The following is a 24,610-nucleotide window of genomic DNA, read 5'->3' as shown; positions in this document are numbered from 1 at the left end:
GAGACACTTATGAGCGAGCAAAAAACTGAAACATCCGAATTAACTTTATCTACAAACGCCATGGCACCACTGTACTCAGATAATTTGCCTGTTCCAGTGCTTAAATATGAGTTGCAAGCTGAGCGTCAAATTGATTTGAACAAATTTAGCGATGAGCAAAAAAATCGTATCAATCAAATTGCGTCCAGCGTGTCTTTTTCAGATACCAATAGCCTGATGTCATTTGGCTCTGATGTGCAGCGTGAATTGAGTCAGCATCTGGATCAATTATTAGAAGGTATGCGTACCAGTGAGGCCGGGCGTGCTGGTGAAATTACGATTGCTTTAGCGACTACACTGAAGGATTTAAATTTACCGAAAGTAAAGCAAGAGGTGGAAGGCCACCATAGCCTGACAGATGCCTTAGGAAAAATTCCCTTCGTCGGCGAATGGTTTTCTGCGTTACGGGCTCTTCAACAAAATCACAAAAAAATTACCGATCATCTGACCGCGATTGAGAAAAAATCTCAGGCGCAATTAACCACACTCAGATCAACCAACGACAAGTTAGATCGCATGGTGCAAGGCACGATCGACCATATTAAAAATATGGAGTTGTACATGGCTGCCGGGCAGATACTGGTGAAGCGTGCGCGTGTCGAATTTGAACAGAAGCGCGCCGCAGTTGAGCAATCGCGTGACCTGATTGAGATCGCCAGATTGCGGGACTTTGCCGAGCAGATAAATGCATTTGAAACCCGCATTGTGCGCATCCATATGGCACACAGCCAGTCGATTATTTCGGTACCAGAAATTCGCGCAACGCAGACGGCGTCGATGATAGAAATGAATAATGTCATGGACAGCATTCTGTTTGATTTGCCAAGTCTTAAACGGGCGATCATCAATGTCGCGGCTTTATCTGAAGTCGCCAAAGCGTCTAAGGCAACCGATGCCCGTCGCGCATTGTCGCGTGAGTTAAACAGTATCGGCAGCGATGAATTACAGGCCAGTTATTTGAAAGCAAAAGACAGTCAGGGTGACTTTGCGGCCGATGTTGCAGCTCTTGCTATGTCCGCCGATAAGCTATTGCAAACCATAGAGTTAGGCAGAAAACTTGATGTTGCTAACGTAGGCAAACGTGAGAAAGCGATTACGGAATTGAGCGCGATTAACCGCACATTTACAGACGGTCTAATCCAGTCTGGAAATCAGTTCGTACAAAAAATCGCATCCTGACATGGTTTGAAAAGAGTTATTGGTAGTTATTGTATGTTCCCGTTTTTTTGGAGTTGTTATGTTCCGCGTTCAAGGTTTTTTTAATCCTTATTTAGCAACGGGTCAATCCCGCTTAGATGCCGTGCTGACGATCACATCTGATACGGTCTCTGAAGGGGCTGCCAATGTTAGTGCAAGTGTAATTGGAAGCGCCGCCGCAAATGCCGCCGGTCGTAAAGTCGTAGGCTTTGTTTTAGATGTGTCCGGTTCTATGGGTGGTGAGAAATTATCGCAGGCCAAAAATGCAGCACGCCGGGGAATTGATTTATTGAGTGAAGACATGTGGTTCTTTGTCGTCACGTTCTCTGGCTCTGCCGATGTGATTGTGCGCGCGTGCCCGGCCACCGCCGCCAACAAAGCCGACGCACACAGAGCTATACAAGCGTTGCGTGCATCGGGTTCCACCGCCATGTCAGAAGGTCTAAAGTTTGCCTTGATTGAAGTCAAACGCAGCGGCGCAGCATTGGCCAGCGTGTATTTTCAGACTGATGGAGAAAACAGCTCCGAAGATACCCAGCTAGCGTCCGTGATTGAGCAATGCAAAGGTGTATTCCAATGTGATTGTCGTGGTATCTGCACCGACTGGAAGCCAGCTGAGCTGCGGACGATTGCTTCTGCCTTATTGGGCACCGCCGATGCCGTGACCGACCCTGCCGGACTGGAGGAAGACTTGCGTTCTTTCTTAACGCGCTCTATGTCCAAAGGCATCTCTGGTGCAGTGTTACGCATCTGGTCGCCTAAAGTCGTCAAGCTCACAACGGTTAAGCAAATGAGTCCAGAGATCATGGATTTGATGCCTGTCGCAAAACGCTTGGATGATAAAACTATCGACGTACCGTTAGGCGCATGGGGTACGGAAGCAAGAGATTTTCAGCTGGCATTTGAGTTGCCGGTAGGCGCGATTGATGACGAGATTTTAGCTTGCAGGGCTGCGGTAGTGTATCAACACGCCGGTGTCGAAACCAAAGTCCCATGTGATCCTATTGCGGTTAAATGGTCTGGTGACGATACCCTCACGACCCGTATCAGCAAGGAAGTTGCACACTACACGGGTCAAAAAGAATTGGCCGATTCTATTCAAGAAGGCTTAGATGCAAAAGCCAAAGGTGATGAAGACCGCGCTACCCGCTTACTTGGACGCGCTGCTCAGTTAGCGCAAGAGTCAGGCAATGAAGAAGTGACCAGACGTTTGAAAAAAGTGGTGGATATGGTCGATGCCAGCACCGGCACTGTCCGTCTGAAAAAGGCAGATAAAGCAGCGGATATGGAACTGGAACTAGGCGGTACCCGAACAGTTCGCCGTCGTGCAGCGACACCATCAGCACAACCATAATTAAGTAAATTAGCAAAATTCTATAGTTAAAAACAGGACGTATAACCGGTGAGCAAGCGATGAGTAATATCTGCCCCAAGGGTCATTTTTCGACTGATATTGATTACTGTTCTGAGTGCGGTTCCGCGATCAAATTGCCAGCCAGTGCGAGTAGCTCTGCCGGTTCGGCCACTAACTTAGATAAGTTAGCAGGAAAAAATTTAGTCAGTAGCAAAGCCACAACAAGCTGCCCTGATTGCATGACGGTGCGTCGGCCTGATGCACGGTTTTGCGAAGTGTGTCGCTATGATTTTGAAAAAGCGATGTCGTTTAGTGGTCTACAAAGTGGATTGCAAAGTGGCTTACAAATTGCACAGCCGCTGCCTGCGTTGAATGCAGTGGTAGTTGAGCCAGTGGTAGTTGATGCAGTAGCGGCGGTCAATTCTATGGATACTACAAACACCGTCATTACTCCGTTGGACGATGCGGCACATACAAGCCTTGCAGCAGATGCAGCAGATGCATCAGTGCAACCGTTTGTGCGACTTAAGCTGCGTATTTTGGTGGATAGTAGTTTGTACAAAGATCCCGATCCAGGATTGCCATGCCCGGTCGCTGCGGCAGAAAAAGAGTATCACCTCGATGTGGATGAGCAAACCTTGGGACGTCAGTTTGAAGGTAAGGGAATACATCCAGAAATCGTGGTGCAAGACCCCGGCATCTCGCGCCGACACTTAAAGTTGATGCGGGACGGTGCAGGCCAAATTACGGTATTGGAATTAGGCTCCGCTAATGGTACTGAGTTAAATCAAGCCAATCTCGAACCGGGCGTCGTGACTGCCTTAAAAGCAGGTGATCAACTCACCTTAGGTATGTGGACGAGGATATGCGTCGAGTCGCGCTGATCCGTTAAGGCAGACATGATTTGGTCGCAGCTGATTGCTCATTGGACATTGCAAACCGCGCACTTATTCCTGCGCACTTCTTGCTATCTAAGCGAAGAATCAGCTATTAGATAAATTTATATACTCGTAGTAAGTATATTTAATTGTCCATACGTTTGCTGGTCTATAAGCCGAGTTTATGAAAAATGATGGGGAGTATATGGATTTCCAGCTATGGTTTGCATCTAAGCGGAGTGGAAAGCGCCTCCCAGTGTCGCTGTACTGATCAAGAGTCCTGTCAGGTCTTTAGCTAATTAATTTGTATTCATCAAGGATAAGTAGTCTATGTCATCAACCCTACAACTTGGCGCAGTTGGACTGGCAACCAGTCACCACGACCATTCTGACCAGGTAATTATTCCTCAGACCGAGGACGTCATACGCCAGCTCAGAATCCGGCAATTACTTTGTATTGGTCTCGCGCTAATCGTTTCTATCGTCGGATTTTATACTTACCAAAGCTATGCCTATGTCGTTAATACGGTAGGTAAAGACGCGGTGCCGTCGATCGTCGCAGCAGAAAAAATCCGTATGACCTTAGCCAGCGCGCACACACAAATTGTGAACGTGTTTTTAACTAAAGAAGCGGTCGACGGTAGTGATGGTAAAAACACGCAAGCCTATGTCAAATCGATTGCGCAGGCACATGACTACCTGCTGGTTGCGGCACAGAATATTACCTATGGCGATGAAGAACGTAAGCCGATTTTAGAGTTGATGACGCAATTATCTGCCTATGAGAGATTGGTCGGTATGGCACTTGCCAAACCGGATCAACATCAGTCCTTGTTAAAAGCAGATACGCTGATGCGTGAACACATCTTGCCAGCAGTAGTGGCATTGGATGATGCTAACTTCAAACATTTATCGTCTGCCTATACAGAGGGTGAGCATAAAGCCTTATTATGGCTGATCGCATTCTTACTACTATCTGCGCTGCTCGTTTTGGTATATATAGAGACGCAAATGAAGTTGTATGCCACCTTTAAACGTATGTTAAATCCTGCCATCGCAGCCGGGCTAGCTATCTTTATCGTGAGTGCTTTACTGTTTGCGGTAAAGGCGGGTCAAGTCGTATCCGAGGTCAGATCGGCGAAGGAAGATGCATTTGATTCTGTCCATGCGTTGTCACAGGCCAAAGCGCTGGCCTACACTGCCAATGCACAAGAGAGCGTGTATTTGTTGTTGTCCAAGTCAGAGGCGCAGCAAGCACAAACAACGCTATTCCAAGAGACTGCCAAAAAACTATTTGCGCTCAAACTCCTTGATGTGAAACAGCTTCCATCCGATTTAAAAAGTCTCAAAGGCAATGGCTTATTGGCGGAGGAACTGGCCAATATTACGTATGATGGTGAAGAAAATTTGGCCAGAGATACCTTAAAAGGATGGTTGGAATACGTTCGTATTGATGCGCAAATTCGGCAGTTCGAAACCGCTGGTCAACATGATGCCGCTATCGCTTTATGTTTGGGTACGCAGGTCGGACAATCCGATTGGGCATTTGATCAGTTTATGAAGTCACTGACCGCCACATTAAATTTGAACGAACAGCAATTTGCATTAGCAGTGAGCAGAGCGTTCCACGCCTTGTCCTGGTTATGGATGCTGCTACTGGCGATTTTATTCGCACCGGTCATTGGTATTGCGTTGGGTATCCAACAACGCTTAGCGGAGTTCCGCGAGTGAGTGACTTGGATAGCCTGATTGAATTATGGCAACAACGATTGGCTGCGATCACCACTAACGCAAATGAGTTATCAGATGCTGAGAGTACCAAGCGTATCCGTATCAAATTGCGAGCGCAACATTACACCGGTAACACTCAGATCAAAGCAGAAGACGCGACTCGCAAGCTGAGTAGCTTAGTCGATGATTACGTGCTGTTGGCTAAGGTGGTAGAAGAAGCAGCGCGTATTCACAAGGGTGGGATGTTTAGTGCTTGGGCCAACACCGATGAAAAGGTCACAGCTCTGCTGGAAGGTACATCGATTGTCAGAACGACGGCTCAGGTCTCCATCAAAAATCGTGACTTATTGGGATCGGCATCGGTTAGCGACAGCATGACGCCAGAGCAGTTATTAGCGGTGATGCAGACAGAGTTTGAGCAGGCGCGCGATAGCTTAAATGAGATCGATTATGCCGAGACACATGGCACAGAAGAACTGGCCGGTTTAAAACGTGATTACAGCATCATGGAGGAGCGTGCCCAGCGTCTGAATGCGGCATCAGATCGTCCCTCATTTATTGAAATCCAGGACATTCAATCCGACCCTTTAAATGCGCAGCGTGGTAAAGAATCACTCAAGCGCGGCTTGATGGCGTGGTCTATAACATTGGATCAGCTAGAGAATGCCAGAGCTACCGCAGCGAACGAGCTGGAGCAAGCAAAATTAGCACTGGCGCAGTTGCAAATAATGACGACAGAGTATCAATCGCAGCTTGCACAAGTGCGTGAGTTATTGGGTGAAAACGCAGTCTCATCTTTGCGGTTTCAACCGACATCATCCATGTCACCAATGTCACCCATCTCCATGTTACTGAGTTGGTGCGATACCTTAGAAAGTAGTTTGCAAGCCGGGCAATGGGCTGCTGTAAATGTTGGTGCCAGCAGGCTTAAATTGGCAATTGCAGAAGCACTTGCCAACGGCAATAAAGCGATTGCAGAAGTACAGACAAAAGCTGCTGAGGTAGAAGATTTAAACGGACGCTTTATCGCTTATCAAGCCAAAGATAAGGCGCTGACTTTTCAGTATGGTACTGAGGTAAAAAGACAGACCTTGCGGGCGCAAATCGATGCGGAATTAAAATCGCGTCCGCTGAATTTGGATGCAGTGCGATCAAAGTTGATGATGTATCAGGACATGCTGACTAATGTGTCAGCAATTAAAGACTGAGTATTTACAGGACTTATGCAAAGCCGCCCGAGCAGCATAAGTCTTAATGCACACAAATTAGTTAGACAGGAGTAATTTGAAATGACCATGCCTTGTAGTTATTGCAGCGGAACGATTGTGGAAGATGTCTGCGAAGATTGTGGAAAATCAGCGAAGAAAAATTTGGTAACAGCCGCATCCGGCGGTCTGGATATTACAGATGCGGTAGCGATTGCCAGCATGACGACGGGCCGCACTCGCGGTTCTGCCCGCTTCACTGTCAATTATCCGGCCAGAGCACCAGGTGCTGGTGCGACCAAATCAACTCGTCGTCGTGCAGGTGTTTCTACCCACACCAGCGCGCGCCGCACAGCGCTTGGTGGTGGCTTGATTTCTTTACCGGATTTGCCTAGCCAGGACCCCTTAAAACTCCTGATGGCAGACCCAGAGGTGCCAGCGCACAAGCGCCATTGCCCCAAGTGCGATGTGCATGTCAACCGTGCTAAAGGATTTTGTCCAGCGTGCGGCACACCATACGATTTTGTCGCACGTTTAAAAATGGGCGATGTGATTGCAGGCAAATACGAGATCAAGGGCCCGATTGCATTCGGTGGATTGGGCTGGATTTATCTGGGTTGGGATCAAGTCTTGCAACGCTGGGTTGTGCTCAAAGGTTTGTTAAACGCCAATGATGAAGCGAGCGCTGCAGCGGCGGTAGCCGAGCGGCGTTATCTGGCGGCATTAAAGCATCCCAAGGTCGTCAATATTTACGATTTTGTGAATCAGGGTGCTGAAGGTTTTATTATCATGGAATATGTAGGCGGCCAAACCGTGCATAGCCTGCGCAAGCAGCGCGGCCCGTTGCCAGTGACGGAGGCGATTGCCTACATATTAGGGATACTTCCCGCCTTTGCTTATCTGCATACTCAAGGGTTGGTGTATTGCGATTTTAAGCCAGACAACATCATGATAGAGGGTGGCGATGTCAAGCTGATCGACATGGGCGCAGTACGTAAAACGGGCGATCAAAATGGCGATATTTATGCCACGCTAGGATTTGCCGCGCCAGAGGCCGACACTGATCCGATTGCTGTCTCGGACTTATATACTTTGGGTCGCGCCCTGTCCGTATTGATCATGGACTTCAAGTTCACTTCCGATTATGAGTACGCGTTGCCATCGCCGGATGATCATGATGTCTTGGCGGAGAATGAATCGCTATACCGATTTCTATTGCGTGCAACCCATGTTGATCCCGATGAGCGCTTTCAGACTGCGGATGAAATGGCCGAGCAATTATTTGGTGTTTTGCGTGAGATTGTGGCCTTGCAATCTGGTCCCAAGCCGGTTGATAGCAAAGTGTTCACCAGTGACCATTTAATCCATGCCACAGCCCGGCAATTAGTAGCGCAAGTCGATCCACATGTGCTGCCTACGCTGAGAGTCAATCTTGAAGACAAAGCAGCCAGTGAAGTGATTCGGATTTTGAGTCTGATGGATGAAGTACAGCAAGTTGAAGAGTTGCAGGCGTTAGTGACTAAATACGGCGACCGCGCCGCAGAGCCACGATTGCGTCTTGCAGAAGTCCTGATCCAAAATGCCGGGTTGATGGAAAAGCAGCGCGATGCACTAATCAAAACCACGTTAGATGCGGTTGAGGCTGCCGATCCGTTTGACTGGCGCACCAGTTGGTTACGCGGTTTATGCTTAGTAACTAATGGCGACGGTACCAAAGCGCTAGCCTATTTTGAGCGCTGCTATTTTGAAATGCCAGGGGAACTAGCACCCCGTCTAGCGATGGGACTGGCAGCAGAAATCGCCAATAATGGCGAGCAGGCATTGCCCTATTACGATCGGGTGGGGCGAGTCGATCCTGCATTTGTCAGTGCGCATGCAGGTGCTGCTCGTTGCCATGCAAAAGCCGGACGTTTGATGGACGCGGTCAGCATGTTGCAGCGTGTCCCAAGTAATCACGTATTGCATACCCAAGTGCAATTAGGGATAGCCGAGCTATTATTGACTTACCCGGACGCGATCGATGCAAGCGTCATGCAAAAGGCAGAAACCGCAGTCAAATCAGTGCTGAATACCGGAGGCTCGGTTTTTCAGATCGCCGGTCGTTTAATTAATTTGGTCGTGGAAAAAGCAAAGAGTATGAACTGGCCGCTCAACACGACTTTTTTGGGCGCAAATTTTACAGAACATACTTTACGTCTTGCCGCAGAAGAGCAATTCAGGCGCGCAGCCAAACTGGCAAAATCGGATCAAGAACGGCATTATTGGGTCAGTCAGGCCAATCGCGTACGGCCAGTGACCTTGTTTTAAAGTATTGGACTTATTTTGAACTTGATTGATTTTTTATGCCGGGAGTAATTAGTGAATTGCATTCAATGCGGAGAAACAGTTGATCCTGATTTTTCTTTTTGCGAAGCCTGCGGCGCTGCTGTCGGCGCACCTTCTGTCAATGCGCCCGCGCCAGAAGTAACTAGCAATAGCAACGCAACTCAAGTTGCATCAAGCACAAATCAGGTGATATGCAAATGTGGTCATACCGAGTTTGACCAAGACAATATTTGTGAAAATTGCGGACGCCGTACCGAAATCGCCGATCCGATCGAGGTCCAGATATTAGATGAGCACACCATCAGCGCGACCCATCGCGGCAGACGACATACAGAAAATCAGGATTCTGTCAGCATGGTAGCGATTGATGGCGCTATCGCCATGGCACTTGCTGATGGCGTATCCACCTCTTGCCATGCGCGACAGGCCGCAGATGTTGCGGTCACAGTGGCACTCACTAGCTTAGAAAATAATCCGGGTTTGCCGATCAAAGAACGTTTGGAATTAGCGATAGCCAGCGCCCACGACGCAGTATGCAAACTAGCCTACGACGACACCTCCCTGGCTGAACCAGAAGCAACTTTGGTACTGGCCTTGATCGAAGGCGATCAAGTACATTTTGCTTGGGTCGGCGATTCACGTCTTTATGCAGTTAATCAAGCCAGCCAATTATTACTGACCGAAGATGATTCGTGGTTTAACCAACAAATCAAACTAGGCCTGAACGTAACAACTGCAATGATGGACAATAATGCGCATTGCATTACCCAATGTCTGGGTATGCGTGACGACATTCTGGACATCCATACCGGCAGCGCAAGATTGGACGGAGACACATATATCGTTTTATGTTCTGACGGTTTATGGAATTATTGCGAAGCCCCGGCCGCATTACATCGCTTGTTTGATGCCGATCTTCCTCTGGTGAATCAATGTACGCAATTAATTGATTTTGCGAACGATCAAGGTGGGCATGACAATATTAGTTTGATCGTGCATCGCCAGGTAAACATACAAAAACTCACGTAGAGAGGTGTAACCTAAACACTCTCTACGTGAGTAATAAATATTTACTTATTTGCTAGTAGTCACATCGCCATTGCCAGATACATTGCCGTTACCTGATGCGGAGACTGATGGTAACTGCGTGTTGTTGACGGTTTCTTTCGCGTTACGTTTTGCCGCGCCTGCTGTACCGCTGGCGGTATCACGTGCATTCGCTACGCTGGTGCTTGCATAGCTGCGAGTGTTATCTACTTGTGTTTTTGTATTGCTGATGGCAGGTTTGCTGATATCTGATGCTGAATTTTTTACACCGGATACGGTACTTTGCGCTTGGCCTGCTGTGCCCAGATTCATACTGCCTGATGCATTTCCGTTTACGCTGCCGTTTGAGCTTGCGTTTGCATTACCGCTACCATTAGCGCCACCAATGAGATTTCCTGATGATGTCGTTGGAGCGTTCATTTTTTCAGGTACAGCGCCTGATATCAGATTAGTTGAGCCGCTGCCTGAGCCACTACCGCTGGCTTGTGTAGATGCTGTATTTCCACTTTTATTGATAATGGCGTTACCGTTACCGTTACCGTTACCGACTAGATTACCTGTTGCGTCGCCATTGATCGCCCGTGTGTTGGTGGCATTTCCGGTCAGGTTGCCAGCTGCATTACCGGTAAGGTTGCCTGCAGCGTCGCCGCTGATATTGCGTGCATTACCAATATTACTGACATTGCCGGTCATATTGTCTTGACTGGTACGACTGATGGTAGAGGTAGGGAATGACGACATGCCTCTGAGTGAACCGCCAACTGCGCCGCCAAGGCCACCACCGCCACCGATTGCACCGCCACCACCTAACAAGCCAGCTTGTGCGGATGTGACGATCACTAAACCACTGAGGATAGTTGCGTAACGAATGAATTTAACTGTTGTCATGATGATTCTCCTGAAAGTCACTACGGACAATCCGTAGTAGTAAAAGGAGAACGCTAGGGATGATCGATTTAATCCATCAAAGTAAAAATATTTTTAAAAAAATCTTTAAGTCATCATTGCTAGCGGGTATTAATCAGTTCTGCAAATTCAGTTTAACCCAGATTTTCCATTGGAACAGCGACAAGTGTGCCTTTGGCGGACTGACTGGCTAGACGCGACGACGACGCAAGCTGCATCTTGCTAGGAGGAGCAACAACGCCAGGCAGTTCGCCAAAGGTGCAATTGTCGCTGTAGCGTTCCCACTCAAAACGCGGTGGTGCTATCCCTCTGAAGACCGCACGCCGTCTGCGTTTTTTGCAAAGTAGTAGCGGTCTAATGGAAAATCTGGGTTTAACGTCCGCTCCTTACGCAATAACGTCACTGGATTCCTGCTAAAAGCGTGCAGGAATGAGGCACTCGCATGAGGTTTTTGCACGGTATTTATAATAAGTTTCGCCTTCGCTAGATTAACGAAATTGCTCAGGCCCAGTTCTAAATGATGTGCCGACTATGCCATGACCTAGCTCTTGAGTGACCTTGTCAGGGTCGTCTGTCTTCGCTTGTTTGATCAAATCTTCCAGCGCTTTTTTGGCGTCTTTCACATTCGGCGTAAAGACTTTTTTTGCCAATAGTGCAGCCACAATGGGTGACGCAAAAGAGGTGCCCCGCACCGCTTGGAAAGGTGTTTTTCCTATCGTGGCGGCTACCATATTGCTACCCGGTGCTGCGATCATGACTTGTGCGCCGCGAGCAGCTTCTGGTAGTACACGCATTTTTGCATCGACCGCGGTGACACCAATCACACCGGGGTAACTGGCGGGGTAGAGCGGTGGTGCTGCGGGTCCGTCATTGCCGACTGCGGCGACTAACAGATAGCCTTTGTTGAGCATGGATTTGACGATGTGTTCTAAGGTTTGATTTGGCGGGCCAACCAGACTCAGATTAATCACTGCGACTTTTTCTTGCGCTAGCCATCCCAAGGCGTCAATCAATTTATCTAAAGCGCCTCCGGTGTCGGTGCCGCAATAGATGTCGGCTGCATATAAAACAGCATTAGGCGACACACCGCTAAATGGCGTTGATTTGCCGACCATGAGTGAAGCAACCGCAGTGCCGTGGGCGGTAGGAATATTTTTATCTGTACAGTCATGACGTTTGATTTGAGCATCTTTAAATACGATATGTTCAGTATCGATGCCTGAATCTATTAAGCCTATGCGAGCTTTAGTGTTTGCTTTTGCTGTTTCGGGCAGTGTCGACGAGGCGAGGCTATTGCTGCTATCAAACGGTGCGGCGAAGTTAGAATGGGATGAAATTGAGAACGAACTCCCGATAGCACTACCACTTTCTAAATAGATATGGTTGTAATCGTAGGTACCGTCTTGATCCAGTTGGTGCAACAAATCCAGTGCATCGGCGGTACTCATATCAGGTGGCGCTTGTAGCACGACTAATGTTTCTTCCAGCGTCTCTAAACGATGTTCGCTGATCACAATAAAGCCCGCTGCACGGACTGCCTTTAACGCCGCGACGGAGGGCGACCATGCGGTGATTTGTTTGCGTACAATCAGCTCGCCTTTGGGGTTGTTCTCCAGTTGCAGGGGATGTTCTTTAAGTAATCGCGTGATCGTCGTCAGGCGTAAGTCTTGCAGCGGGAGTGTGCCGTTTAGCACATCAGTACGTACGAGTTGGTCAAGCCGGTCGATCCGGTTCAGCAAGTTTTGAGAATTTAAGTTACCTAACTGCTGTACCGGTAAATTAATCGACGGCAAGCGAAGCTGCGCCCAGACTGGATCGGCGTTGCAACAGAATGCAACTAGCAACAGCCGGCAAATATTGAGTAATTTAGGTGGCATAGGCATTATTGGGTTGACATAAAAAGGTGAGCTACGCATCAATTACAATAGTGACGTAATTAGCCACATCAGTTCACTTTTGATTGTAGCTTTAAAATAAAACGAATGAGACAGGGATTAAAATCCCTCGCTGTAACGTTTACTTGGTATCTATGGATCAAACAGCAATCAATATTCAAAATGACATTGCCGCCTTATTGCCGCGTCTGCGCCGCTTCGGCCGTGCTGTCACGCGTCATCGGGAAGATGCGGATGATCTGGTGCAAATTGCGGTCGAACGTGCACTCAGTCGCGCTGAGCAATGGGAGGCGGGTACGCGGCTGGATAGCTGGCTATTCAGGATTATGAAAAACGCCTGGATTGATGAAGTAAGGGGGCGCATCAGACGTAGCGATGTGCTGGCACCAGAGGAGGCTGGCGAGCATATTGGCTCTGACCCCAGTGATGGCTATGTACACCAGCTGGCAGTGCAAAAAGCGGTGTCCATGCTGAATGAAGATCAACGTATGGTGGTCAGTTTGGTATTGATCGAGGGCTTACCATACAAAGAGGCGGCGGAGGTGTTGGAGATACCCATCGGCACTCTGACTAGCCGTCTGGTACGTGCGCGGGAGACTTTGCAAGGCTTGCTGTCCGATCCTTCCGGGTCGTCAAAACCAGCTAGCTCAGTTAGTTGATAAAGGAATAGTGATGCGCTTTTCAGATGAAACTTTAATGGCCTTTGCCGATGGCGAATTGGATGCCGAAACGCGGGCGACAATTCAAGCGGCAATATTGCAAGATGCCGATTTGGCGCAGCAGGTTGCGCAAAGAGTCGCGCAACATCAGGCTATGCGTAATGATGTGTTTGCTGCCTTTGCACCTATCGTGGATGAGCCTGTTCCTGCCCGGCTAAGGCTGGCTGCGGCACAGACCACAAGCACGTCTGCAAGCGCAGCAACAACGACGAGCAATAACGTGCTTCAGTTCAATGCCGCAAAAAACAAAGACGCACTTAAAAAGCCGACCTCTGGCTGGTCCTGGCAGCAGTTGGGTGGGTTAGCGGCGATGCTCATCGTCGGTGTGGTGGTGGGTAAATTTGGATGGCAGGACGGCACCAGCTTATCGGCTAACTTGTCGCCGAATGGCGGCATGCTGGCGTCAGTCAATGGTCAGGTCACAGCGCAAGGCAAGTTGGCGCAAGCGTTGACGCAACAGCTTGCCAGTGCACCTGCGACAGACAGTACGGTCAAAATTGGGGTCAGTTTTTTATCTAAAGAAGGACAATTTTGCCGCAGCTTTTTAGCGGAAGATGGTACGCAGAATCCTGGTTTCTCTGGCCTCGCCTGCAAACAAAAGACCGGCAACGACTGGCAAATTGCGGTGTTGGCACAAACCGATAAGCCAGCTACAAGCAGTGGACAAACCGGACAATCGGGGCAATATCGTCAAGCCGCCGCAGAGATGCCCATCGCAGTTTTGCAAGCGATTGATCAACGCATCGCAGATCAGGCCTTGGATGCAGCGGCAGAACGGGCAGCGCAACAGCGCGCCTGGCGGAATGCGCCATAGCGATGTTGCTTGAATCAAATCTGGCTAATTTAATATACTCCCCATTATTTTTTATAAAAATACTCTATTGTCCAGTAAATCTATGGACAACTTAAATATACTAATATCCAGTATATTTAAGCTGCCTGTGTTTTGATTGCTCGTAGGAGAACTGTCTGGCGATTCATTTACCTAAAATATCGTCACAGGCATCACGCTTGCGCTGTTTAGTGCCGCTACCAGCTGCAACTTAGCGAGGACGATTTTGCGTAAGTCCCAAGTGTTGTGTCTGTCCTGCAAATAATCACCATGCTTGCACCGCTATCATGTACAAAGCGATAAGATTCACCTACACTAAACCAACGCAAGTTTAGATAGGTCATCACGATGGATATCGCTACAAGACAGGCCGCCCGCTTAGCTGAAAGCTTGCGCCACGGGCAAAACGAGCTGTTAGAAATGATCGCTCAGGGTGCGCCCTTAAAAGATACTTTGACTAAGTTGATGTATCTGATCGAAGGACAATCCGATGGAGTGCTGTGCTCAGTCTTGTTGTTGGATGATGATGGTGTACATATCCGGATGGGCGCGGGACCGAATTTGCCGCCAGAATATATGAGGGCTTTAGACGGACAAGAAATTGGCCCTGCTGTCGGTTCTTGCGGCACCGCGATGTACCTCAAAGATACCGTCATCGTCAGCGATATTCTGATCGATCCTTTATGGGAACCTTACCGTCATTTTGCCGCACCGCATGGTTTGCGCGCCTGCTGGTCCAGCCCTATTTACCTGAACAAAAATAAGATCTTAGGCACCTTCGCCATGTACTACCGCGAAGTGCGAGTTCCAGACGCAGAAGACATTAAATTAATCGGCGTCGCTGCGCATCTGGCAGTAATCGCCATAGAACGCACCCGCCGTGAAGAAGAGCTAGAAATCCACCGCCATCATTTAACCGAGCTGGTCAATCAACGCACCACCGAGTTATCCGCAGCAAAAGAAAAAGCCGAAGCCAGTAATCTGGCTTTGAGCGTAGTCAATCTGGAACTCGCCAGCGCCTTACATAATCTGAACGTGACCCATGAAGAGTTAGTCCGGCGCGACAAGTTAGCCGCACTTGGCGCACTGGTGGCGGGCGTTGCGCATGAGCTGAATACGCCGATTGGCAATGGCTTAATGGTTGCGAGTACTTTGGCCGACCTCACCAGAGAATTTAGGCAATCCTATAGCGATGGCTTGAAGCGTTCTTCGTTAGAAACCTATATGGCAGAGGCCGCGCACGCCAGCGAAATCCTGCAACGTAACTTGCAACGTGCAGCTGATTTGGTGGTGAGTTTTAAACAGATTGCAGTCGACGGCGCTGATTATCAACGCAGCCAGTTTGCGCTGACACCGTTTATTGCCGAGACGATCTATCATTTATCGGCGATATTCAAAAAGCATCATGTTGATTTAAAAGTAGAGATTCCGCGTGGTTTGGAAATCAATACTTATCCCGGACTATTGAGTCAGGTCATCGTCAATATTTTGAATAATTCTCTGGTACATGCCTTTGTCGATGCAGAGCAAGACCAGCAGAAATTGCTGAACAAACAGCACAATCATATTCAGATTCACGCCAGCCTGGACGACGCTGGCTGGCTCAACTTAAGTATAAAAGATAATGGTATCGGCATTAGTCCAGCTCACCTGCCGCATATTTATGATCCATTTTTTACTACCAAACTAGGTGAGGGCAGCTCCGGCCTCGGTTTGCATATCACCCACAACATCGTCACCTCCTTATTGAACGGAAAAATTGATGTCGATAGCTCGGCTGAGAGTGGTACTTGTTTTACGATACGGTTTCCGTTGTAGCTAGCGGTCACGGAATATGAGAAGCTTAATTAAGTAAGCTCCTACTAAAGCTAATTCAGACAAGCGCTAATTCAGACAAACGCCTATAAAATTTCATGGCGACTAAAGTTAACGTTTAACTCGCCCAGATCGCCAAACTGAATAAAGATATCCTGATCCAGCGCCACTTCAAAACTCCCTGCGTAAGACCCGGTGATAATTGCCTGACCTGCTTGCAGACCTTGCCCTTGGCTGCGTAAATATTCTGCCAGCCAATACAAGGGCGCGCGCGGATGGGTATTCGGGTGGCGTCCTTCAAACTGTACTAGCGGCATCAAATTTTTGTCTTGCTGCAACCTGCTACTGACTTTAATCGCCATATCCGTAGTGATTTTTGCTTTGGCACTATCGACTTCAGGGCCAAGGAATAAACCTTGATTCAGCAAACCATCCGCCAAGTTTTCTACAAAACTGACTTCGTCAGGATTGGTATAACGGCTATCAATCAACTCCAATGCGATGTGGGTACGAATGATCGCCGCATCGACCTCTGCAGCCTCATAAGGTGTATCGCGCGCAGGCAAATCACAACCTAGAATAAAAGCAAGTTCAGGCTCAATTTTTACATGCCCTGCACGTGACCAGACCGGGCATGCAGCGATAGGATCGCTATAAATAGTTTTGCTATAAATCGGCGCTAATATGACGCGAACCACGCGATCATCAGCAGCTATTCCACATTTCCAAGCACCAGTATGGTCACCCATTTGAGCCGACACCGCAGCCTGAATTGCCAATCCTGCCGCACTGTTCATCTGGTGAAAACTAGGCGGCAAGCGCTCACCTTGTACGCCTGACTGACGGCGTGTTACCAAGATCGTCGCTGCTTGCAAAATCAGCTCTGGGGCTATATTACTTACTACGGCAGATGAGAGAGACATGACGAATCCAGAAAATATTGAGAGACAATAACAAAAATTTTATTTGAACAAAAAAGTAATTCGTGTGAAAAATAATTCGTAAAAAACGAATAGCGCAGTAAAAAAAATACAACACACCCTGACTTTACATGGCACGTCGATAAAGTCTAACTCCTAATTCATCAAGTCGTAATAAACAAAACGTAATCTGCACCGCGATTGCTTTATTTATTTCTTTTTCAACGATCGCAGTGTGGTGTCCGATTATGGTCGACATCATAGTGTCACCATGGGCTTTAATATGAAAATTAATTCTACGAAAACAGCGCGCAAGAAAAACTTCAGCTCAAATCAGTTAGGCTCACGCAAAATACTTGCGGCCTCCCTTAGCTATGCATTTTTCGCCTTAGCATTTGCTCAGCCGGCAATGGCGCAGAGCAAAGCGGTAGCGATGGATGAAGCACAAAAAAATATAGTAATCGATTCAGCTAATGCCTCTGATAGCGCAAGTTCCGTAGCAGACTCCGCGACCACCGGTGCGCAGACCGTGGTGATTTCATCTCAGACGACTCGCTCCTCTGTATCGGTACGTGGTCTGGAAATTCAAAAAATATTGGCAGGTACTAATCCTGTAAAAGCATTGCAAACGCTGCCGGGTGTGAATTTTCAAACTGCCGACCCTTGGGGCAATAACGAACAAAATTTAACGCTGTTTATCCACGGCTTTAGTGGCCAGCAGCTTGGTTACACCATGGATGGCGTACCTTTAGGCGATCAGCAATATGGTAACTACAATGGTCTTTCGCCACAGCGTGCAGTAATTAGCGAGAACGTCCGTAATGTTATTTTATCTTCTGGCGCAGGTGATCTGGCCACTGCATCAACCAGTAACTTAGGTGGAACGATAGAGACGTTTTCTAGCGATCCCTTGGCACAGCGTCGTACCAGCTTAGAGCAAACTTTTGGTAGCTATAGCACATCCCGTACCTTTGCCCGTTTTGATACAGGCTTGTTTGGTAATGGCAATTCTGCGTATATCGCTTTGATGCGTCAGGATGCAAAGGCATGGGATTTTAACGGCAAGCAGGGCGGTAATCAGTTGAACGCAAAATTCGTTCATGACACTGCACCCGGCAAGCTAACGCTCTATTTTAATTACAACGATAAGACTGAGCCAAACGAAGATAGCACAGTGCATGTCGCTGGCGAAACCAGTGCACCTTACACTCGTCCTTTCTTATATCCTGACTTTGCAACAGCACTCAAATACTTATCGCCTACCGGTGCAACGCCGGCGGCAGACGGGTCTAATTACCGTAACTACTACAGCGATGCACAACGGACTGATTATTTGGCCTACGCAAAATATGACGCCAATTTAAATGAAACTACCAAGTGGTCAAATCAGGTGTATTTTCATAAGGACGATGGTGCTGGTGTAGTCGCAGGTCCGATAGGCGCAGCGGGTTTGCCAGCGCTGTTTAGTGTGTATTTCCCGAATCAAGATCTGAAGCAAATCTTTGGTAATTCTGGCTATGCAACCCGTACTACCGAATACAAAATTGATCGCGGCGGTCTGATCTCTAATTTGCGTAAAGAATGGGGTAATCATCAGATCGAAGTAGGTGGCTGGTGGGAGCACAATAAATCGTCAGCATTCCGTCGTTGGTACGCCCTAGATGTGAACAATCCAAGCTCGCCTTACGATAGACCAAGCAATCCTCTGATTACACAATATGGTAGCGAGATCGATAACAATGTTGTACAGCTACATTTGCAAGATGAGTGGAGTGTGCAGCCAGATTTGACGGTACAGGTAGGGTTTAAGTCGAGCCTGCAGTTTGCAAAAGGTACGTTCCCGGTACAACCAGCAATTGGTGCAATTTCAGGCGGCTCCAAGGCATTACCAGAAGGTGAGATCATTACCCGTAAATGGTTTTTGCCGCAAATTGGTGTGCGCTGGGACTTATCCTCACGTGATCAGTTATTCGCTAATATCCAGCAAAATTTAAGACAGTTTGTGACTTATGGTGGCGGTGGCGCATCACCTTGGAGTCTGGCTAGTCAATCAGGATTTGATCTTTTTAAGAGTACCGCAAAGCCAGAAACTTCAGTCACATATGAGGTCGGTATGCGCAGCAGTCGTGATCTGAATTTGGGTGCGTTGAATAAAATCGATGGTCAGGTCAATTTGTATTACGTTGATTTTAGTAATCGCTTATTGCAAATTAGCCCGACGCCAGTGATCTCTTCTATTATCGGTGGCAATCCAATTTTGGCGAACGTCGGTAGCGTACAAACTACCGGTATTGATATAGCAGGGACTTTGCATTTTGGACGTAATTTTTCTTTTTACAATGCCTTGTCCTATAACCGTTCGGTGTATTCGGATAACTACAATAATGGTGCCGCGATAGTGGCGACATCCGGAAAAAAAGTACCTGGCAGCCCTGACTGGATGAACAAGTTTGTCGCTACGGCGACTGAAGGTGATTTTGAGGTGCAGCTGATCGGTGAATACATAGGCAAACGTTACGCTACATATACCAATGATTTATCCGTGCCTGGTTATTTTATGGCTAGCTTAGCCTTAAGTGCCAAACTACCGATGCTTGATAATGCTTTTCTAAAAAATACCAAAGTCAGGTTGAATATTACTAATCTGAACCAGCAAACCGGCGCGTCTGTGGTAGTGGTTGGTGCTGCATCAGGCACTTACAACACCTTCCCGATTGCACCGCGTCAGTTCTTTGTGACGCTCGGTACTAATTTTTAATTTCTAATTCATATTGAATTTTTGAGGACGATTTACATGACATTCAATCGTAGAAATTTTGTCAAAACAACGCTGGGTCGCGTCGCCGCAATTAGTTTGATAGGTTTGATACCAATGCTTCCTGCCCTAGCTCAATCGGCTCAATTAGTTCAACCCACTTATGCGGCGACTAAGAGAGTTGAGGTATTCGCGCATCGTGGCGCCAGCGCATTGCGACCAGAGCATACCTTAGCGTCTTATGCCAGAGCGATTGCTGATGGGGCAGACTATATTGAGCCTGATCTGGTCATCACCAAGGATGGTGTTTTGGTAGCGCGGCATGAGGCAGATTTGACTGAGACGACCGACGTCGCTAAACACCCAGAGTTTGCCAGCAGACGCACAACCAAAACAATTGATAGTCAAATTCACACTGGTTGGTTTGTAGAAGACTTCAGCCTGGACGAATTAAAAACCTTGCGTGCAGTTGAACGTTTGCCAAAAGTACGACCTGCGAATACCTTGTATGACGGTATGTTCCAGATACCTACATGGGAAGAAATTATTGATTTTGTTGCTGCCCAATCCGCTACCAGCGGGCGTGTCATTGGTCTGGTACCGGAATTAAAAAGCTCCACCTATTTTGCAAAAATCGGCTTGCCTCTGGAAGACCGGTTTTTAAAAATAATCGATGCACATGAGTACACCAAGCACTGTCCGCTGGAGATTCAATCTTTTGAAATTGCTAATCTCAAATACTTGCGTAACAAGTTAGGCGCGCCCGCTAAGCGTGAAAATATCCGTCTGATGCAGTTAGTCGCCGAGGGCAATTATCGTCCTAGTGATGTAGTTGCCGCTGGCGGTGATCTGACATTTGGCAAGATGACTACGGCTGAAGGTATGCGTGCAATCGCGCTGTATGCTGATGTGGTCGCGCCACCAACGCGTGCGATTATTCCCTTATTAGCGGACGGACGACTTGGTACGTCAACTTCATTTGTCGCAGACGCGCATGCTGCAGGGTTGGTGGTGCATGTCTGGACTTTCCGTCCCGAGAATCGCTTTCTCGCGGCTGATTTTCGCAATGCTAACGGCGAGAATGCTCGTAATGAACTAGGTTCTGTCGCTGAGATGAAACGTTATATTGCAGCAGGGATTGATGGATTTTTTACGGATGACGCTGCACTAGGTCGTTTGGCGGTAGGGCCTTGATGTCAGTCGATCTATACTCGGTTTGATTTGATAAATTCGTATTTGATAAGTTCGTTATTTAAGAGTGATACAAAAAAGTCCCGCAAGATAATTTATCTTGCGGGACTTTTTATTTAAATACAATTCAGATGTCGATCTCAATTGCGGCTTTTACAAAAACATCACCTGCTATTTTATAAAAATCCTCGTCGTAAATTAATCAATCATGCTTTTGGTTGGTATTAAGTGTATTGGCTGGTAATACCCGTGCCGCTAATTTGGCATTGGTTTTTAGTAAATCAACTTCGTCACTCAAAATATGGACGGCTTCGTTGAGTAATACATCTTTAGCATTTTTTTGCTCTTTTTCTGCCGCAATATCAGCAGCGAGATTACGTTCGTTTGCTTGCAGACCGTCGTCTAATTGCGATTTAGTTTTGCCGGCAGTTTTTTTATCTGTGCCGTCGTTACTTTCTCGTGATTTGATTTTTGCCTCTAAAGTTTCTTTCTCTTTACGGCGTTCTACTTCATTCAAAGAGATCGTTTTTTTCTTACGTAGTGCCTGGACTTCAGCGATATCCTCTTGCAGATACTGGAAATCCTTGTCCTTTGCAATACGTGATTCATGACGCACTTCCAGCATTGGTAACAGATCAGTCAGATCACCGGTTGGCTTGTAATCAGCAGGTTTGATTTGCGTCCAAGGTAGTGCATTGTCATAGCTAGACTCACCGAAGCTCTCTGTATCTGTTCCGCTAGGGAAGCTGATATCTGGTGTCACACCACGCAATTGTGTTGTCCCTCCGTTGATACGGAAGAATTGAGCAATTGTCATTTTGAGTTCGCCAAATTTCGCTTTAGGATTTTGCGTTGCCTGATCCAGATTGACGATGGTTTGCACGGTACCTTTACCAAAACTACCTTCACCAATAATCACGCCACGGCCATAGTCCTGAATTGCGGCAGCAAAAATTTCCGATGCTGATGCTGAGCCACGATTAATCAACACGCCCAGAGGGCCGTCCCAGGTAAGGCCGGCGTTGGTGTCACTTTCTACGCTGATTTTGCCTTGTGCGTTCCGTTGCTGCACCACTGGGCCTTTATCAATGAATAGGCCTGTGAGTTCAATCGCTTCTGCTAAAGAGCCACCGCCGTTGTTACGCAAATCGATTAATACGCTATCGACCTTGGCTTTTTTTAGTTCTTCTAACAAAAGAGATACATCGCGTGTGGCACTTTTGAAATCTTTATCGCCTTTGATGCGAGCATCAAAATCCTGATAGAAAGTCGGTAAGGAGATTACCCCAATTTGTCGGGTAACACCGCCGCTTTGAATAGGAATAATCGATTTTTTGGCAGCCTGTTCTTCCAGTTTTATTTTGTCGCGTACCAAGGTCACCATCTGATGTTTGGCATCAAGGCTGGCATCGGCAGGGAGAATATCTAACACGACGATAGAGTCTTTTGCACCACGTATCAGCTTGACGACATCATCAATACGCCAGCCCACGACTTCTGTAATCGGACCAGTTTTACCTTGACCTACCCCGACAATTCTGTCGCCTACTTTTAGACGATTAGACATCGCTGCCGGGCCGCCCACAACCAGTTCACGCACGGTTGTATAGTCATCACGTTCTTGTAATACTGCACCAATGCCAACCAGCGACAGTTTCATCGAAATATCAAAATCTTCTGACGCACGTGGCCCAAGGTAATTGGTATGCGGCTCGATCGACATTGCATAGGCATCCATAAAAATCTGGAACGCATCTTCGCTCTTATATTTTTTTACACGTGCTAATGAGCTGGTGTAGCGTTTTTCTAAGGTATCGCGAATAGCTGCATCGTCCTTACCTGCAAGTTTTAAACGCAGCCAGTCATTCTTTACACGTTTGCGCCACAGATCACTTACTTCAGTTTCAGATTGCGGCCATGCAGCTTTTTCACGAGCGTAGGAGTAGCTTTCATTCTGAGTAAAATCAAAACCTTTTTTCAAAATTTCGCGTGCGTAAGTAAGACGATCAACTAAACGCTTTTCATACAAATTAAAAATCGCAAAAGGAATATTCAAGTTTTCCTGTTTGATTGCATCGTCTAATTGCGTGCGTGCAGCAGCAAATTGATTGATATCTGCTTGAGTAAAAAATAATTTTTCGGGATCGAGTGACTTTAGATAGCGATCAAAAATTTTGATCGACATCGCATCATCCAAGGGCGTCGCTTTGTAGTGGAAGCGGGTTAAAAAACCAGCACTTAAACTAGCTGCCTGCGCTTGCTGTGGCAATGGCATTAGCAGTTGGGTTGAAGAAGGATCTAAGGTATCGGCTTGCGTTGATGCTGCAAAGGCAAGCATTAAGCACAATAGTTTTTTCTTCATGTGGGGTTCTCCAAATCGTCGCTCTGAAATTTAGCTTTAAAAATTAGCTTTGAAAATTAACTCTGAATTTTTAGTGCAGAAAATATAGCGCATGCGCCACGATAACCACACTATATGATGTAACAAAATGTACGCGCTGTCTGATTGTTATTCTGTATTTGTCCGTACGGCGACATCTGCTTATTTCGACTAAAAAAGAACTAAATAGTTCGCATCAATCGGTCTCAGATTACCATTGTTTATTTTATCGTGAATTATCCGTCCTCTGAATCTGCCGATTTATTAAGACTTACACAAAACAAAAATACAATGGCCTAAGAGATGTCCCGGTACAGAGAATACATGGATGAAAATTTTCCTTCGCCTTTTCCGTATTTAACCGGCGAGATATTTTCTTGTATTTGCATCAGTCTGGTTGAGGCTGAACACGGTTAATCACTGCTGGATATCGTCGCTATATTACTTTGTGCCTGGTCGCTTGATTTACAATGCAATGCTTGTTTGTCCAACAATCTTATTCAATCTTATTTTTAGCGACTTCTATCTATGGCCAGACTTAGCCGCCTCGTTATTCCGCGACAATTGCATCATGTTATTCAGCATGGGAATAATCATCAGGCGATTTTTCGTGAGTCGGCTGATTACGTCGCTTTTCTGGCTTGGTTAGGCGAGGCTGCCAAACAGTTTGAAGTTGCCATCCATGCTTATGTTTTATTGCCAGATCATGTCCACTTGCTCGTTACGCCTGCTGATGAAGTGGGTTTGGGTAAGATGATGCAGTGGATCGGTCGTCACTATGTCCCTTATTACAATCGCAAATATGAGCGCACCGGCAGTTTGTGGCAAGGGCGGTATCGGGCGACGGTGATGGAGGCGGCCTTGTATTTTTTGCGCTGCTCTTTGTCTATAGAAAGTAATCCAGTTCGTAGCAAATTGGTGGCCGATGCGCAGGAATATCCTTGGTCTAGCTTCCAGCACCATATTGGTTTGAAAATTGATCCCTTAATTACCGATCATCCTTTGTATTGGAGTTTGGGGAATACGCCGTTTCAACGCGAAGCCGCGTATCGGGACATGATGCAGCAGCCTTTGTTGAGTTCAGAATTGAATTCAATGATGGATGCAACACTCAAAGGCTGGCTAATCGGCACTGAACAATTTAAAGCGGACATGACAAAATTCACCGAGCGCCGGGTGGAGCCGATGAAGCGTGGGCGACCCCGAAAAGCGCTGTTTGGCATCTAAGGTGGCAGCTAATTTGTCAACTAACCGAGTTTAAATTTTCTCTCTACTTAATGCCTTTTTCCCATTCATATCAATATACTCCCCCATAATTCTGTGAAAAATGGCGTATTGTCCAATGATTCTATGGACAACTAATATATACATATGGGGAGTAATTTTAATAGGTATTTCTATAAGCTTAGAATTCGCCCGTA

The 24,610-nt window shown here is 47.2% G+C and carries 17 protein-coding genes; 13 read left to right on the top strand and 4 right to left on the bottom strand.

Annotated elements, in window-relative coordinates; genetic code table 11:
- Nucleotides 1-9: 9 nt before the first annotated feature.
- From AAKU64_RS09310 to AAKU64_RS09280, 7 genes are all read left to right on the top strand, one after another.
- Complete coding sequence (locus tag AAKU64_RS09310) at nt 10-1,218, top strand: toxic anion resistance protein (RefSeq protein WP_354329067.1); 1,209 nt, start codon at nt 10-12, stop codon at nt 1,216-1,218.
- A gap of 58 nt (nt 1,219-1,276) precedes the next feature.
- Nucleotides 1,277-2,590, top strand: coding sequence for a VWA domain-containing protein (locus AAKU64_RS09305; RefSeq protein WP_354362041.1), 1,314 nt, complete (start codon nt 1,277-1,279; stop codon nt 2,588-2,590).
- Between the two features lie 59 nt (nt 2,591-2,649).
- Nucleotides 2,650-3,474, top strand: coding sequence for an FHA domain-containing protein (locus AAKU64_RS09300; protein WP_354362040.1), 825 nt, complete (start codon nt 2,650-2,652; stop codon nt 3,472-3,474).
- Between the two features lie 324 nt (nt 3,475-3,798).
- Complete coding sequence (locus AAKU64_RS09295) at nt 3,799-5,199, top strand: GlnX family signal transduction membrane protein (RefSeq protein WP_354329073.1); 1,401 nt, start codon at nt 3,799-3,801, stop codon at nt 5,197-5,199.
- On the top strand, nt 5,196-6,407 hold the full coding sequence (locus tag AAKU64_RS09290; RefSeq protein ID WP_354329075.1) for a hypothetical protein: 1,212 nt from the start codon (nt 5,196-5,198) through the stop codon (nt 6,405-6,407). Before AAKU64_RS09295 ends, AAKU64_RS09290 begins: the two co-directional genes overlap by 4 nt.
- A gap of 81 nt (nt 6,408-6,488) precedes the next feature.
- The gene (locus AAKU64_RS09285) at nt 6,489-8,711 is read left to right on the top strand and encodes a serine/threonine-protein kinase (protein ID WP_354329077.1); all 2,223 of its coding nucleotides are present in this window, start codon (nt 6,489-6,491) and stop codon (nt 8,709-8,711) included.
- Between the two features lie 51 nt (nt 8,712-8,762).
- On the top strand, nt 8,763-9,758 hold the full coding sequence (locus tag AAKU64_RS09280; RefSeq protein ID WP_354329078.1) for a PP2C family protein-serine/threonine phosphatase: 996 nt from the start codon (nt 8,763-8,765) through the stop codon (nt 9,756-9,758).
- 45 nt (nt 9,759-9,803) lie between these two features.
- Here the strand turns inward: AAKU64_RS09280 and AAKU64_RS09275 are convergent, their stop codons facing one another.
- Together AAKU64_RS09275 and AAKU64_RS09270 are read right to left on the bottom strand one after the other, a co-directional pair.
- The gene (locus AAKU64_RS09275) at nt 9,804-10,664 is read right to left on the bottom strand and encodes a hypothetical protein (RefSeq protein ID WP_354329080.1); all 861 of its coding nucleotides are present in this window, start codon (nt 10,662-10,664) and stop codon (nt 9,804-9,806) included.
- A 506-nt stretch (nt 10,665-11,170) separates the two neighbouring features.
- A complete protein-coding gene (locus AAKU64_RS09270) occupies nt 11,171-12,565 on the bottom strand; it encodes a S8 family serine peptidase (RefSeq protein ID WP_354362039.1) in 1,395 nt (464 codons plus the stop codon).
- Nucleotides 12,566-12,711: 146 nt separating this feature from the next.
- Between AAKU64_RS09270 and AAKU64_RS09265 the strand changes: the two genes are divergently transcribed.
- The 3 genes from AAKU64_RS09265 (at nt 12,712) to AAKU64_RS09255 (ending at nt 15,946) form a co-directional block, all read left to right on the top strand.
- The gene (locus AAKU64_RS09265; RefSeq protein ID WP_354329083.1) at nt 12,712-13,236 is read left to right on the top strand and encodes an RNA polymerase sigma factor; all 525 of its coding nucleotides are present in this window, start codon (nt 12,712-12,714) and stop codon (nt 13,234-13,236) included.
- Nucleotides 13,237-13,249: 13 nt separating this feature from the next.
- Nucleotides 13,250-14,110 carry an anti-sigma factor family protein gene (locus AAKU64_RS09260; RefSeq protein WP_354329085.1) on the top strand — a complete coding sequence of 287 codons (861 nt, stop codon included), beginning with the start codon at nt 13,250-13,252 and terminating at the stop codon, nt 14,108-14,110.
- 366 nt (nt 14,111-14,476) lie between these two features.
- Nucleotides 14,477-15,946 carry a GAF domain-containing sensor histidine kinase gene (locus AAKU64_RS09255; protein WP_354329086.1) on the top strand — a complete coding sequence of 490 codons (1,470 nt, stop codon included), beginning with the start codon at nt 14,477-14,479 and terminating at the stop codon, nt 15,944-15,946.
- An 83-nt stretch (nt 15,947-16,029) separates the two neighbouring features.
- On the opposite strand, the gene AAKU64_RS09250 is transcribed toward AAKU64_RS09255, so the two are convergent.
- The gene (locus AAKU64_RS09250; protein ID WP_354329088.1) at nt 16,030-16,866 is read right to left on the bottom strand and encodes a hypothetical protein; all 837 of its coding nucleotides are present in this window, start codon (nt 16,864-16,866) and stop codon (nt 16,030-16,032) included.
- A 280-nt stretch (nt 16,867-17,146) separates the two neighbouring features.
- On the opposite strand from AAKU64_RS09250, the gene AAKU64_RS09245 reads away from it, so the two are divergent.
- Complete coding sequence (locus tag AAKU64_RS09245; protein ID WP_354329090.1) at nt 17,147-19,621, top strand: TonB-dependent receptor; 2,475 nt, start codon at nt 17,147-17,149, stop codon at nt 19,619-19,621.
- A gap of 36 nt (nt 19,622-19,657) precedes the next feature.
- On the top strand, nt 19,658-20,812 hold the full coding sequence (locus AAKU64_RS09240) for a glycerophosphodiester phosphodiesterase (protein ID WP_354329092.1): 1,155 nt from the start codon (nt 19,658-19,660) through the stop codon (nt 20,810-20,812).
- 199 nt (nt 20,813-21,011) lie between these two features.
- On the opposite strand, the gene AAKU64_RS09235 is transcribed toward AAKU64_RS09240, so the two are convergent.
- Nucleotides 21,012-23,171: a carboxy terminal-processing peptidase gene (locus tag AAKU64_RS09235; RefSeq protein WP_354329094.1), complete on the bottom strand. Its 2,160-nt coding sequence runs from the start codon at nt 23,169-23,171 to the stop codon at nt 21,012-21,014.
- 546 nt (nt 23,172-23,717) lie between these two features.
- Here AAKU64_RS09235 and AAKU64_RS09230 point away from each other — a divergent pair.
- Nucleotides 23,718-24,416: a transposase gene (locus tag AAKU64_RS09230; protein ID WP_354329096.1), complete on the top strand. Its 699-nt coding sequence runs from the start codon at nt 23,718-23,720 to the stop codon at nt 24,414-24,416.
- The last annotated feature ends 194 nt before the right edge of the window (nt 24,417-24,610 follow it).

Origin of the sequence: Undibacterium sp. GrIS 1.8 (genome assembly GCF_040544445.1) — a bacterium.
Classification (GTDB): domain Bacteria; phylum Pseudomonadota; class Gammaproteobacteria; order Burkholderiales; family Burkholderiaceae_D; genus Undibacterium.
Note: the sequence above shows the minus strand (reverse complement) of the source record. Positions and strands in the feature narration are given on the sequence as shown.

Bases quoted from the DNA above. Each gene is read 5' to 3' on its own strand.
- AAKU64_RS09275 (WP_354329080.1), bottom strand. From the start codon at position 10,664: ATGACAACAGTTAAATTCATTCGTTACGCAACTATCCTCAGTGGTTTA.
- AAKU64_RS09245 (WP_354329090.1), top strand. From the start codon at position 17,147: ATGAAAATTAATTCTACGAAAACAGCGCGCAAGAAAAACTTCAGCTCA.
- AAKU64_RS09260 (WP_354329085.1), top strand. From the start codon at position 13,250: ATGCGCTTTTCAGATGAAACTTTAATGGCCTTTGCCGATGGCGAATTG.
- AAKU64_RS09285 (WP_354329077.1), top strand. From the start codon at position 6,489: ATGACCATGCCTTGTAGTTATTGCAGCGGAACGATTGTGGAAGATGTC.
- AAKU64_RS09240 (WP_354329092.1), top strand. From the start codon at position 19,658: ATGACATTCAATCGTAGAAATTTTGTCAAAACAACGCTGGGTCGCGTC.
- AAKU64_RS09305 (WP_354362041.1), top strand. From the start codon at position 1,277: ATGTTCCGCGTTCAAGGTTTTTTTAATCCTTATTTAGCAACGGGTCAA.
- AAKU64_RS09295 (WP_354329073.1), top strand. From the start codon at position 3,799: ATGTCATCAACCCTACAACTTGGCGCAGTTGGACTGGCAACCAGTCAC.
- AAKU64_RS09230 (WP_354329096.1), top strand. From the start codon at position 23,718: ATGGCCAGACTTAGCCGCCTCGTTATTCCGCGACAATTGCATCATGTT.
- AAKU64_RS09300 (WP_354362040.1), top strand. From the start codon at position 2,650: ATGAGTAATATCTGCCCCAAGGGTCATTTTTCGACTGATATTGATTAC.
- AAKU64_RS09270 (WP_354362039.1), bottom strand. From the start codon at position 12,565: ATGCCTATGCCACCTAAATTACTCAATATTTGCCGGCTGTTGCTAGTT.
- AAKU64_RS09265 (WP_354329083.1), top strand. From the start codon at position 12,712: ATGGATCAAACAGCAATCAATATTCAAAATGACATTGCCGCCTTATTG.
- AAKU64_RS09255 (WP_354329086.1), top strand. From the start codon at position 14,477: ATGGATATCGCTACAAGACAGGCCGCCCGCTTAGCTGAAAGCTTGCGC.
- AAKU64_RS09310 (WP_354329067.1), top strand. From the start codon at position 10: ATGAGCGAGCAAAAAACTGAAACATCCGAATTAACTTTATCTACAAAC.
- AAKU64_RS09235 (WP_354329094.1), bottom strand. From the start codon at position 23,171: ATGAAGAAAAAACTATTGTGCTTAATGCTTGCCTTTGCAGCATCAACG.
- AAKU64_RS09250 (WP_354329088.1), bottom strand. From the start codon at position 16,866: ATGTCTCTCTCATCTGCCGTAGTAAGTAATATAGCCCCAGAGCTGATT.